Consider the following 12,633-nt stretch of genomic DNA (forward strand, 5'->3'; position numbering starts at 1 on the left):
TGAGAACCCGCTGGTCAGGCCCGGTGCGCTGCCACCGAGGACCCCGACCTGCCGCTATGCTCCGGGGCGCGCGCCGGAGCGCCCGGGGCGACGACCTGGGCCTCGGTGACTCCGCGGCCACGAGGAGGTGGCGGTGTCCGAGACAGCCGGCACAGAGCTCGCGATCGAGACGCGAGGGCTGCGCAAGACGTACCGGAGCGTGCGGGGGAGGTCGGTCGGGGTCGAGGGCCTCGACCTGCGGGTGCCGGTGGGCGGGGTGCACGGCTTCCTCGGCCCCAACGGCTCCGGGAAGACGACGACGATCCGCATGCTCCTCGGGCTGGTCCGGCCGGACCGCGGCACCGCCACGATCTTCGGGCACGAGGTGCCGAAGCAGCTGCCCGACGTCGTGGGCCGGGTGGGCGCCATCGTCGAGAGCCCCAAGTTCTTCCCGGCGTTCAGCGCCCGCCGCAACCTGAGCCTGCTCGCCGACGCGATCGGCGCGCCCGCGGGGCGCGTGGACGCCGTCATCGACGAGGTCGGGCTCACCGGCCGCGCGCGGGACAAGTACCGCACGTACTCGCTCGGGATGAAGCAGCGCCTCGCCATCGCGGCGACGCTGCTCAAGGACCCCGACCTGCTGATCTTCGACGAGCCCACCAACGGCCTCGACCCGGCCGGCATCCGGGAGATCCGCCAGACGATGCGCGGCCTGGCCGACCAGGGCAAGACCGTGCTCGTGTCCAGCCACATCCTCGCCGAGGTGGAGCACATCGCGGACACGGTCTCGATCGTGGCCCGCGGGCGCCTCGTCGCGTCGGGCCGGGTGGCCGACCTCATCGGCGCCGGCACGGCCACGGGGTCCGTGCGGCTGCGCGTGTCGCCGCAGGACCTCACGATCGCGACGAGCGTCCTGGAGACCAGCGGGCTGCTGGTGCGCCGCGAGCACGACGCGCTCGTGGTGGACGGCGCCGCCGACCCCGCCCAGGTGAACCGCGCGCTCGGCGAGCGGGGCGTCTGGGTGCACGAGCTCGCGCCGCTGCAGGCCGACCTGGAGTCCGTGTTCCTCGGGCTCACCGCGCACGAGACGCCCGGCGGCCACACCAGTGCCAGCCGCGCGACGACGGAGGTGGACGCATGAACCGCCTGCTGCGCGTGGAGCTGCGGAGGCTGTGGGCCCGCCGGCTCACCTGGTGGGCGCTGGTCGGGGTGCTCGCGGTCGCGGCCATGACGGCGTTCTCCGCGTACGGGAGCGCCCGGCCTCCCACGGAGACGCAGCTCGCGGAAGCCGAGCAGATGTACCAGCAGGAGCTGGCGAGCTGGGAGGAGTCCGGCGACGAGCAGGTCGCGGAGTGCAAGGAGTCCGAGGAGGCGGACCCCGACCCGGCCGTGGACTACGGGTGCGACGACATGGAGCCGCGGCTGGACTGGTTCCTGCCGCCGCAGCCCTACTTCGTGCCGCCGGCCGCCGAAGCCCCGGACCTCGACACCTACGCGGAGGAGCGCGGGCTCGACGGTGACGACGTCGACCCCCGGGCCGCCGCGATCAACACCTCGATGTGGAGCGACTGGGGGGCGGGCACGCAGCGGATCGCGACCAGCGCCCTCGCCGTCGTCGCGATCGCGTTCGTGCTGGGCGTGAGCTTCGTGACCGCCGAGACGAGCTCCGGTGCCCTCGGCCTGTGGCTGACGTTCGAGCCGCGCCGTCGCCGGGTGTTCTGGTCGAAGGCGGTGGCCGCCGGGGCGGGGACGATCCCGCTGACGGTGCTCGGCACGGTGGCGCTGATCGGCGCGGTCTACGCCGTGTACGCGGCGTTCGGCACGGTCGGCGACCTCACGGCGGAGCGCTGGGGGGAGATCGCCGGGTTCGGCGGGCGTCTCGTCGTGGAGGCGACGGCGCTCGCGATGATCGGCGCGGCTCTCGGCGCGATCTTCCGGCACGCGGCGGCCGCCATCGGCGTGGCGGCCGTCCTCGCCTGGGTCGGGACGCTCGTGACCGGCGCCTTCGACGTCGCCCAGGCCTGGAACCCCGTGGTGAACCTCGGCGCGTGGCTGAACGACGGGGCCGTCTACAACACCCAGCAGTGCGCGCCGGGGGAGTCCGGCATCGTCGACTGCGTCTGGGTCGAGAAGGTGGTCTCCCAGGCGCAGGGCGGGCTCTACCTGCTCGCTCTCACCGTCGTGGCCCTGATCGTCGCCGCGGTCGTGTTCCGGCGCCGTGACGTGAGCTGACCGCCCCTCGTCGCCCCTGGTCGTGAGCCCGGCGTCCCGCATGCTGTCCGCATGATGGGACACCGGGCTCACGACGTGACATCGCGAGGTGGCGGGCGTAACGTTCGATCCGTGCAGACGATCCTCGTAGTACTTCTTCCCGGGCGCGCCGACTAGGCCCACGCACCAGGCTTCGTCAGCGCGCTCACCCTCGTCAGTCCCGCAGTCCCGGGACCGGGGGCTTTTTTATTGCACGGACACCCTTCGCCAGACCCCTCGCCCAGACCGACCGGCAGGAGAGACCGATGGTCCAGCCGAACCCGACCCCCGCCCAGGTGGCCGCGCGCACCGCGCGCCCCGCCGACCGAGCCGTGTCCGGTGAGGAGGTCACCGGCGCCGAGTCGATCGTCCGCTCGCTCGAGTCGGTCGGCGTCGAGAACGTCTTCGGCATCCCGGGCGGGGCGATCCTTCCGCTCTACGACCCGCTCATGGACTCCCAGCAGATCCGCCACGTCCTGGTGCGGCACGAGCAGGGCGGCGGGCACGCGGCGCAGGGCTATGCCCACGCGACCGGCAAGGTCGGCGTCACGATGGCGACCTCGGGCCCCGGCGCGACGAACCTGGTGACGCCCCTCGCCGACGCGCACATGGACTCGGTGCCGCTGGTGGCGATCACGGGACAGGTGGCGCAGTCGCTCATCGGCACGGACGGTTTCCAGGAGGCCGACATCGTCGGCATCACGATGCCGATCACGAAGCACTCCTACCTGGTCACCGACCCGGCCGAGATCCCGCGCACGATCGCGGAGGCGTTCCACATCGCGTCGACGGGCCGCCCCGGCCCGGTGCTGGTCGACATCGCCAAGTCCGCGATGACCGCCTCGACGACGTTCTCCTGGCCGCAGGAGCTGTCGCTGCCCGGCTACCACCCCGTGACGAAGCCGCACGCCAAGCAGATCCGCGAGGCCGCCAAGCTGCTCGCCACCGCCCGCCGCCCGGTGCTGTACGTGGGCGGCGGCGTCATCCGCGGGGGCGCGTCGGAGGCGCTGCGCCGGCTCGTCGACGTCTCGGGCGCGGCCGTCGTCACGACGCTCACCGCGCGGGGCGCCGTCCCCGACAGCCACCCGCAGCACCTCGGCATGCCCGGCATGCACGGCACCGTGCCCGCCGTGGCGGCGCTGCAGAAGGCCGACCTCGTCGTCGCTCTGGGCGCCCGCTTCGACGACCGCGTCACGGGCCGGCTGTCGAGCTTCGCCCCGAGCGCCGCCGTCGTGCACGCCGACATCGACCCCGCGGAGATCGGCAAGAACCGCCCCGTCGACGTGCCGATCGTGGGCGACCTGCGCGAGGTGATCGCCGACCTGGTGCCCGCCCTCGAGGCCGAGCACGCCAAGGTGGGCAAGCCCGACCTGGCGGCGTGGTGGCACCAGCTCGACACGTGGCGCGAGACCTACCCGCTGGGCTACACGCCCACGGCCGACGGCCACCTGGCCCCGCAGCACGTGATCTCCCGCCTGGGCGAGCTGGCCGGGCCGGACGCCATCTACGCCGCCGGCGTGGGCCAGCACCAGATGTGGGCGGCGCAGTTCATCCGCTACGAGCGCCCTCGCACCTGGCTGAACTCCGCGGGCCTCGGCACCATGGGCTTCGCGGTCCCCGCCGCGATGGGCGCCAAGGTGGGCGAGCCCGACCGCGAGGTGTGGGCCATCGACGGCGACGGCTGCTTCCAGATGACCAACCAGGAGCTGGCCACCTGCGCGATCAACGACATCCCCATCAAGGTGGCGCTGATCAACAACAGCTCGCTCGGCATGGTCCGGCAGTGGCAGACGCTCTTCTACGACGAGCGCTACTCCAACACCGACCTGCACACCGGGCACGGCACCGCGCGCATCCCCGACTTCGTGAAGCTCGCCGACGCGTACGGGTGCGAGGGCATCCGCGTGGAGCGCGAGGACGAGGTCGACGCCGCGATCAAGCGGGCGCAGGAGATCGACGACCGCCCCGTGGTCATCGACTTCCAGGTCTCGCGCGACGCCATGGTGTGGCCGATGGTCGCCGCCGGCGTGCCGAACGACGACATCCAGTACGCGCGCGGCATCTCGCCGGCGTGGGACCGAGAGGACTGAGACCCATGTCGCGTCACACCCTGTCCGTGCTGGTCGAGAACAAGCCCGGCGTCCTCACCCGCGTCACCGCGCTCTTCGCGCGGCGCGCGTTCAACATCCACTCCCTGGCCGTCGGCCCCACCGAGCACGAGGAGATCTCGCGCATCACCGTGGTCGTCGACGTCGAGGAGCACCCGCTCGAGCACGTGACCAAGCAGCTCAACAAGCTGGTCAACGTCATCAAGATCGTCGAGCTCGACCCGGAGTCGTCCGTGCAGCGCGAGCTCCTGCTCGTCAAGGTGCGGGCCGACGCCGCCACCCGAGCGGGCGTGCTCGAGGTCGTGGACCTCTTCCGTGCCCACGTCGTGGACGTGGTGCCCGACACCGTCGTCGTGGAGGCGACGGGGACCGCCGCGAAGCTGTCTGCGCTGCTCAACGCGCTCGAGCCGTTCGGCGTCCGCGAGATCGTGAAGTCCGGCACGCTCGCCGTGGGCCGCGGCCCACGGTCCATCACCGACCGAGCACTGGAGCGGGTGCGCACGGCCTGAGGCCGAGCGCGTACCGTTCACCCCCGAAGACCGCAGCAGTACCGAGAACCGAGGAGCATCACCGTGGCTGAGCTGTTCTACGACGACGACGCCGACCTGTCCATCATCCAGCAGCGCAAGGTCGCCGTCATCGGGTACGGCAGCCAGGGCCACGCCCACGCGCTGAACCTGCGCGACTCGGGCGTCGACGTCCGCGTCGGCCTGCGCGAGGGCTCCGCCTCCGCGAAGAAGGCCGAGGACGAAGGCCTGCGCGTGCTCACCGTCGCCGACGCCGTCAAGGAGGCGGACGTCGTCGTCATCCTCGCGCCGGACCAGGTCCAGCGGCACGTGTACCGCGACGAGATCGCCCCGAACCTCACCGAGGGCGCGGCGCTCGTCTTCGGGCACGGCTTCAACATCCGCTTCGGCTACATCAAGCCCGAGGCCGGCCACGACGTGCTCATGGTCGCCCCCAAGGGCCCGGGCCACCTCGTGCGCCGCGAGTACGTCGACGGCCGTGGCGTGCCGGTGATCGTCGCCGTCGAGCAGGACGCGTCCGGCTCCGCCTGGGCGCTCGCCCTGTCCTACGCGAAGGGCATCGGCGGCCTGCGCGCCGGCGGCATCAAGACCACGTTCACCGAGGAGACCGAGACCGACCTCTTCGGCGAGCAGGCCGTGCTGTGCGGCGGCGCCTCGCAGCTGGTCCAGTACGGCTTCGAGACGCTGACCGAGGCGGGCTACCAGCCCGAGGTCGCGTACTTCGAGGTGCTGCACGAGCTGAAGCTGATCGTCGACCTCATGGTCGAGGGCGGCATCGCCAAGCAGCGCTGGTCCGTCTCCGACACGGCCGAGTACGGCGACTACGTCTCCGGCCCGCGCGTCATCGACCCGCACGTCAAGGAGAACATGAAGGCCGTCCTCGCGGACATCCAGAACGGCGCCTTCGCCGAGCGCTTCATCGCGGACCAGGACGCGGGCGCGCCCGAGTTCACCGCGCTGCGCGAGAAGGGCGAGGCGCACCCGATCGAGACCACCGGGCGCGAGCTCCGGAAGATGTTCTCGTGGATCAAGCCCGCTGACTCCGACTACACGGAGGGCAGCGCCGCTCGCTGACCCACACCGTCAGCAGCGACGCGCGCGGCCGCCGCCCGGGTGATCCCCGGTCGGCGGCCGCACGTGCGTCCGGAGAATTTCTTGTGGCTCAGTCGAGCAGGCCCGCCCAGCCGCGGACGACGTCGACGAGGCCCACCCGGTCGAGGGCGTCGACGTCGGACAGCCGGTGCCAGGCGACGTCGTCGGTGCTGCCGTCGGCCTCGACGGTGAGCTCGCCGCCGACGACGTGCGCGCGGTACACGATGCGGATGCCGTGCATCGGCTCGGCGGGGGTGACGCCGTCGAGCGCGATCCGGCGGTCGGCGGGGATGACGATGCTGTCGACGCCGAGCAGGCCGTCGAGGGCGACGTCGTACCCCGTCTCCTCGCGCAGCTCGCGCACCACCGCGTCCTCCGGGTGCTCGCCGGGGTCGATGCCTCCGCCGGGCATCGTCCAGCCTGAACCGGTACCGGCGGACCAGTGGGGGAGCAGGATCCGGTCGTCCTCGACGACGAGGGCGTAGGCGGCGACGCGCGTGAACATCCGGGCATCGTGCCATGTCACAGGGGTCCAGGGCGCCGCGGCCTGGCAGGATGGCCGGCATGACCGACGACGCGAACCCGGCGCTGACCGACGCCGAGCAGGCTGACCGCATCACGCAGTTCTGGGACGTCGCGCGGCCCAGCGCCGGCCGCACCAGCCACGGCGGTGCGGTGGGCGAGCGGTCCGAGAACGTCGTGCCGCCGCCGGCCTGGTCGTTCGGGGACTCGCCCGAGCTGGCCGACGAGCTGCTCCAGCTCGTCCTCGACGGGGTGAAGACCGGGACCGCCGCGGCCGCGTGGGAGTACGAGGCGGCGGACGAGCCGCTGCCGCGCAAGGGCGACCTGTCGATCGTGCTCGACGGCACGGGCGCACCCCGCCTCCTCATCAAGACCACCCAGGTCGACACGGTGCCGTTCGACGAGGTGACCGTCGAGCACGCCGCAGCCGAGGGCGAGGGCGACCGTTCCCTCGCCGACTGGCGGGCAGGGCACGAGCGCTACTGGCGCCGCACGCTCGAGCAGATCGAGCGCGAGTTCGACCCGGCGATGCCAGTGGTGTGCGAGCGGTTCAAGGTGCTGTTCCGCGCCTGACGCGACGCCCGACACCGACGACCGGCCGGGTAGCGGCACAGGACGAAACTGACGGAGCTGCCGGAGTGCCGGGCGGCGCCGCGAGGTGGTGGCGCGTCGTGGCATCAGGTCGTGGCATCAGAACGGCGGGTCACCCCTCGGTGGGTCGTCGAGCGTCTCGTGTCCGGGACCGTCCCTGCGCGGTGCCTTGCTGGCCGGTGCACCGTGGCCTGGAACTTCATGGCCTGGAATCTCATGGCCGGGAATCTCCGGGCAGGGGATCACCGGGCCCGTGGGCGTACGCCGGTGTCGTGTGGTGTCGATGGGCTCGGGCGCGGTGGTGTGGCGGCGTCCGGTGGGGGAGGTCCATTCGAGGGTGCCGCCCCAGTCGGTGGGTTCTGGGCGTGTTCTTTCGTCGACGGGCTTGGCCGGATCGGTCTGTCTGACCTGCCATGTCGTTTGATGTTTCAGGACGTGGTGTCGGCGGCAGAGTGCGGCGAGGTTGGTGGCGTTGGTGGTGCCGCCGGTGGCCCAGGGGGTGGTGTGGTCGAGGTCGGACTGGGTGGCGGGGTGGGTGCAGCCGGGGAAGCGGCAGGTGGTGTCGCGGTGGCGGACGAGGTTCTTGAGGTCGGCGGGGGTGGTGTAGGTGGTGCGGCCGACGGACAGGACGGTGCCGGTCTCGGGGTGGGTCAGGATCCGCCGCAGGGTGGGGGCGAGGGCGGTGAGGTGTTGGGCGGTGTCGGGGTCGATGGGGATGTGCCCGTTCATCGTGGCCGGAACATCCGTGATGCCGAGCAGCGTCAGGACCGGGACGGTGACCGTGACCTGGGGGCGGATGGAGCGGGCCAGGGCCGCCAGCGTGGCCCGCTCGTGCTCGTGCTCGTGCGCGACCTGTGAGTCCGGGTCGTCGTCGGTGCCCGTCTCGGCGCTGCCCGTCTCAGGGGTGCGCGTGTCAGGGGTGCACGTCGCGGAGGTGCTGGTCTTGACGGTGCTTGTCTCGAGGGTGCCGTCGTCCAGCAGGAGGGCGGTGAGGGTGTCGGCGCGGGCTTGGGCGAGGGTGCGGCCACTGCCCATGCCGCGTGCGCTGCCCGTGCTGCCTGCGCCGCTTGTGCCACCGGCTCGGCCGGCGTCGCTGCTGGTGGCGTTGTTGGTGATGAGGTGGCGGGCGGTGCGGGTGAGGCGGTCGTAGGCGGCGTGCGCGAGGGGTGCGGGGAGGTGGGCGACGAGCCAGGACATGCCGTCGTGGTCGTCGTCGAGGAAGACGGTGCGGTGTTGGGCGGCCTCGTGGTGGCGGACGTCGAGCGGGGTGGGGTGGGCGGTCTCGCGGGCTCGGCGGGCGCGGCGGGCGACCTGGGTGGGCGTGCAGGTGACCGTGCCCGTGGTGGTGCCGGGGGCGTCGTCGGGCTTGATCACGGCTGTCAGGACGGCGTGCTCGACGTGTGCGGCGGCACTGGGATCGAGGTCGGCGACGTGCTTGGTGATGGCGGTGGCGTGCGCCCAGGACAGGCGGCCCTGGTGCAGGGCGGTCAGGGTCGCGGGGGCCTTGACGGTCAAGGTCACGGCGTGGTCGACCAGCGTGCCGGTGGCGTGTTCTCCCTGGTGCAGGGTGGTGGCGATCTCGGTGGTGACGGCGCGTCTGGCGAGCTCGAGCCGCCGGGCGGAGGGGGCCCGGCGGGCGGTGGGGTCGGCGGGGTCCAGAAGGTCGGACTCCAGGGCCTCGGCCAGGCTCATGGCTTGTGCGAGCAGGACTGCGCGCTCGGCGTGCAGGGTCGCGATCTCGGCGTCGTTCTCGGCGAGCTGGTCGAGCACCCGGTCCAGGTCCGCCAGGGTCGGGTGGTGCGACGGCGCTGTTGCTTGCTGGGGTGGTGCTTCTTCCTCGAGTAGCTCGCTGATCGACGGGGTCCACGACCGTGGCATCGCGGCGAGCCGCTCCGCCGCCGCGTTCAGGTCCACCGGCTCGCTCGCACGACCCGCAGGCGTGCCGGCGGAGGTGCCGGTCGCGGAGTCGGGGAGCGTCGTCGTCATGCCCTCAGCCTAGCGACGTTCGAACACCTGTTCTAGACCTTCCCTGCAATCTGTGGACAACCGAGGCCGCCGACACGACGCGAGCGGGTTGGTGCTGGCAGGTCGGCAGAATGGTGCCCGCCCAGGGGGCAGGATGGGGCGATGCCCGCCGCATCGCCGACGCCCGTCGTCCTCCGCCAGGCCACCCCCGGCGACGCGTCAGGGTGCGCGTTCGTCCATCACGCGTCATGGGTGGAGACGTACAGCGGCCTGCTCCCGGCGGAGCACTGGGAAGCCGACACCTTGGAACGGCGGATGGCGTCCTGGCCGCGACGGATCGGCGAGATGCCCGTGACCGTGGCGGAGTCCGGTGGGCGCGTCGTGGGGTTCGCCATCGCGGGCGCCGCGAGAGAGGTGGGAACCCACCAGCCCGTCCGGGGTCGCGAGCTGTGGTCGCTCTACGTCCTCGGCGAGCATCACGGGACGGGCGCCGGCCAGGCGCTGCTGGACGCCGTCGTGCCGCCCGGGGTGCCCGCGCAGCTCTGGGTCGCGGAGCAGAACCCGCGGGCGCGGCGGTTCTACGAACGCAACGGGTTCGTGCCCGACGGCGCGCGGTTCGTCGACGAGCGGCTGGGTCTCGCCGAGGTCCGGCACGTCCGCTGACCGGCGCACACGTGGGAGCGAGGACGGTGACGCCGGGGTGAGGATCAGCCAGGCGAAGCCGACCACGCCGCGGTAGCCGCCCAGGTGCTCCTCGCGCCGCGGGGCGGCGAAGGCGCGGGAGCCGGGCGTGCGGAGGCGTTCGATGCCGGCGCGCCAGTCGGACTCGAAGTCGCCCACTCCGCGACGGTGGACGTGGCGGCGTGCAGCACCCGGAACCCGGCGTCGGTGGCGGCGCGCGCCAGCCCAGCCAGGCCCGGCAGGTCGGCGAAGGTCCCCCGCGCGGTCGAGGTCGCCCGCGTCACGTTCGCGGCAGCCGCGTCGAAGTACGGCCGGAGGTCGTCGTCCGAGGTCATGCGGCGATCGTGGGCGGCTCGGGCGTGCGGGCCAAGAGATTTGTCGACCGCCGTTCGTGACCTGCGAGGTCACGACCTCGACCGTCCGAGGAGTGAGATTTCTGTCCGCATCATGATTCGGCGGGCTTAGGCTCGGCCCCATGACGCGGAGCATCGACCTGGCAGTGGTGGCCGGCGACGGCATCGGGACCGAAGTCGTGGAGCAGGGCCTCGCGGTCCTCGAGGCGGCGGTCTCCGGGGCCGACGTCAAGGTCTCCACTACTGAGTTCGACCTGGGCGCGCGCCGGTGGCACGCGACCGGCGAGACCCTGACGGACGCCGATCTCGAGGCCATCAAGGGCCACGACGCGATCCTGCTGGGCGCCATCGGCGACCCGAGCGTGCCGTCGGGCGTCCTCGAGCGCGGTCTGCTGCTCAAGCTCCGCTTCTCGCTGGACCACTACGTGAACCTGCGCCCCGGCAAGCTGTACCCGGGGGTGACCAGCCCGCTGGCGAACCCCGGCGAGGTGGACTTCGTCGTCGTGCGCGAGGGCACCGAGGGCCCCTACGTGGGCAACGGCGGCGCGCTGCGCGTCGGCACCCCGCACGAGATCGCGACCGAGGTGTCCGTGAACACCGCGTTCGGCGTCGAGCGCGTCGTGCGCGACGCCTTCGCCCGCGCCCAGGCCCGCCCCCGCAAGCACCTGACGCTGGTGCACAAGCACAACGTGCTCGTGCACGCCGGGCACCTGTGGCGCCGCACGGTCGAGGCCGTCAACGCGGAGTTCCCCGACGTCACGACGGACTACCTGCACGTCGACGCCGCCACGATCTTCCTCACGACCAACCCGTCGCGGTTCGACGTGATCGTCACCGACAACCTGTTCGGCGACATCCTCACGGACCAGGCCGCCGCGATCACCGGCGGCATCGGCCTCGCCGCGTCGGCGAACATCAACCCGGACCGCACCGCGCCCTCGATGTTCGAGCCGGTGCACGGCTCCGCCCCGGACATCGCCGGGCAGGGCAAGGCCGACCCGACCGCCACCGTGCTGTCCGTGTCGCTCCTGCTCGACCACCTCGGCCTCACCGAGGAGGCCGCCCGCGTGGAGGCGGCTGTCGCCGCCGACCTCGCGGAGCGCGGCGACCGAGTACGCACGACGGCCGAGGTCGGGCGCGACCTCGCCGCTCGCGTCAACGGCTGACGACAGCCTCACCGTCGTCACCGGACGGCGCGGCGCCACCCGCGCCGCGCCGTCGGACGAGTCGTCCGAGCCACCGCCCGCCCCGGCCGTCATCCCCCTGTCGATCACCCGACATCTCCTCCGTGCCCGGGTGGCCGCTGTGGTCGGAGCGACGCGGGTGCCCGCAGGGTGCGTGGTCGTGGAAAACTACAGGGGTCACCCGGTGAAAGGGCCCCCGATCATGACCACATCCAGCACCACCCCGTCCGCCGCCAGCACCACCTCGAGCAGCAGCGCGCCGGGCATCCTCCCGGCCGAGCTCGAGGACCTCGTCGCCCTCTTCGACGTGCGCGAGACGGACAGCCCGACGCCCGACGCCGAGCGCAAGGCCGCGCTCGAGGCGCCCAAGTTCGGGACCGTCTTCTCCGACCACATGGCGCGCATCAGCTGGCGCGAGGGCGACGGCTGGCTCGACCGCCGCATCGAGAAGTACGGCCCGCTGCAGCTCGACCCGGCGACCGCCGTCCTGCACTACGCGCAGGAGATCTTCGAGGGCATGAAGGCCTACCGTCACGACGACGGCTCGGTCTGGACGTTCCGGCCGGACGCGAACGCGGCCCGGTTCGCGCGGTCGGCGCACCGGCTGGCGCTCCCCGCGCTGAGCGTGGACGACTTCCTCGGCTCCATCGCCGCCCTGGTGCGCACCGACATCGACTGGGTGCCGACGGGAGAGGACTTCAGCCTCTACCTGCGCCCGTTCATGTTCGCGTCCGAGGCGTTCCTGGGCGTGCGCCCCACCGCCGAGGCGGAGTACCTCGTCATCGCCTCGCCCGTCGGCCCGTACTTCGCGGGCGGCGTGAAGCCGGTCTCGATCTGGATCGAGGAGCACTATCACCGCTCCGGCCCCGGCGGGACCGGCGACGCGAAGTACGGCGGCAACTACGCGGCCAGCCTGCTGCCGCAGCGGCTCGCGGCGGAGAAGGGCTTCGACCAGGCCTGCTACCTGGACGCGCCCACGAACTCCTTCCTCGAGGAGCTCGGCGGGATGAACGTCTTCGTCGTCATGGCGGACGGGTCGGTGCACACGCCCGAGCTCACGGGCTCCTTCCTCGAGGGCGTCACGCGCTCGTCCATCCTGCGGCTCGCGGCGGACCGCGGGCACGAGGCCGTGGAGCGGCGCATCCCGCTCGCCGAGGTCGTCGCCGGGCTGCGCGACGGCACCGTGCGCGAGGTGTTCGCGTGCGGCACGGCCGCCGTCATCACGCCGGTCGGGCGTCTGGCCGGCGACTCGTTCGACGAGGTGGTCTCGGGCGGCGAACCCGGCGAGCTCACCATGGCGATCCGCGGGGAGCTCACCGACATCCAGTACGGTCGGGCCGCGGACCGGCACGGCTGGATGCGCCGGCTCGCCTGACCAGAC

Annotated in this window: 11 protein-coding genes; 9 read left to right on the plus strand and 2 right to left on the minus strand. The window is 72.5% G+C overall.

The annotated features are described in order from the left end of the window. Window positions 1–133: 133 nt before the first annotated feature. The 5 genes from ACWF41_RS13325 to ilvC all read left to right on the plus strand — a co-directional run bounded on the left by ACWF41_RS13325 (window position 134) and on the right by ilvC (window position 5,938). Entirely contained in the window at window positions 134–1,120 is a 987-nt protein-coding gene (locus ACWF41_RS13325) for an ABC transporter ATP-binding protein (RefSeq protein WP_380322263.1), read from the plus strand. Further along, a complete protein-coding gene (locus ACWF41_RS13330; protein ID WP_380322266.1) occupies window positions 1,117–2,211 on the plus strand; it encodes an ABC transporter permease subunit in 1,095 nt (364 codons plus the stop codon). The genes ACWF41_RS13325 and ACWF41_RS13330 overlap by 4 nt, the downstream gene beginning before the upstream one ends. 284 nt (window positions 2,212–2,495) lie before the next feature. Beyond that, window positions 2,496–4,319 carry an acetolactate synthase large subunit gene (locus ACWF41_RS13335; RefSeq protein WP_380322268.1) on the plus strand — a complete coding sequence of 608 codons (1,824 nt, stop codon included), beginning with the start codon at window positions 2,496–2,498 and terminating at the stop codon, window positions 4,317–4,319. A 5-nt stretch (window positions 4,320–4,324) separates the two neighbouring features. Continuing rightward, window positions 4,325–4,846: an acetolactate synthase small subunit gene (gene ilvN / locus ACWF41_RS13340; RefSeq protein WP_380322271.1), complete on the plus strand. Its 522-nt coding sequence runs from the start codon at window positions 4,325–4,327 to the stop codon at window positions 4,844–4,846. A 63-nt stretch (window positions 4,847–4,909) separates the two neighbouring features. Then, the gene (gene ilvC, locus ACWF41_RS13345; RefSeq protein ID WP_380322274.1) at window positions 4,910–5,938 is read left to right on the plus strand and encodes a ketol-acid reductoisomerase; all 1,029 of its coding nucleotides are present in this window, start codon (window positions 4,910–4,912) and stop codon (window positions 5,936–5,938) included. Window positions 5,939–6,026: 88 nt separating this feature from the next. Here the strand turns inward: ilvC and ACWF41_RS13350 are convergent, their stop codons facing one another. Further along, the gene (locus tag ACWF41_RS13350; RefSeq protein ID WP_380323631.1) at window positions 6,027–6,461 is read right to left on the minus strand and encodes an NUDIX hydrolase; all 435 of its coding nucleotides are present in this window, start codon (window positions 6,459–6,461) and stop codon (window positions 6,027–6,029) included. 59 nt (window positions 6,462–6,520) lie between these two features. Here ACWF41_RS13350 and ACWF41_RS13355 point away from each other — a divergent pair, with 59 nt between their 5' ends. Further along, window positions 6,521–7,051 (plus strand): ASCH domain-containing protein, encoded by a 531-nt coding sequence (locus ACWF41_RS13355; protein ID WP_380323634.1) that lies wholly within the window; start codon window positions 6,521–6,523, stop codon window positions 7,049–7,051. A 117-nt stretch (window positions 7,052–7,168) separates the two neighbouring features. Here ACWF41_RS13355 and ACWF41_RS13360 read toward each other — a convergent pair whose 3' ends face one another. Next, window positions 7,169–9,055: an HNH endonuclease signature motif containing protein gene (locus ACWF41_RS13360; RefSeq protein WP_380323637.1), complete on the minus strand. Its 1,887-nt coding sequence runs from the start codon at window positions 9,053–9,055 to the stop codon at window positions 7,169–7,171. Between the two features lie 141 nt (window positions 9,056–9,196). On the opposite strand from ACWF41_RS13360, the gene ACWF41_RS13365 reads away from it, so the two are divergent. From ACWF41_RS13365 to ACWF41_RS13375, 3 genes are all read left to right on the plus strand, one after another. Next, window positions 9,197–9,697 (plus strand): GNAT family N-acetyltransferase, encoded by a 501-nt coding sequence (locus ACWF41_RS13365; RefSeq protein ID WP_380323640.1) that lies wholly within the window; start codon window positions 9,197–9,199, stop codon window positions 9,695–9,697. 493 nt (window positions 9,698–10,190) lie between these two features. Continuing rightward, complete coding sequence (locus tag ACWF41_RS13370) at window positions 10,191–11,234, plus strand: 3-isopropylmalate dehydrogenase (RefSeq protein ID WP_380323643.1); 1,044 nt, start codon at window positions 10,191–10,193, stop codon at window positions 11,232–11,234. A 220-nt stretch (window positions 11,235–11,454) separates the two neighbouring features. Further along, window positions 11,455–12,627, plus strand: coding sequence for a branched-chain amino acid aminotransferase (locus tag ACWF41_RS13375; RefSeq protein WP_380323646.1), 1,173 nt, complete (start codon window positions 11,455–11,457; stop codon window positions 12,625–12,627). Window positions 12,628–12,633: the final 6 nt, after the last annotated feature.

The organism is Isoptericola sp. NPDC055063 (assembly GCF_053608125.1).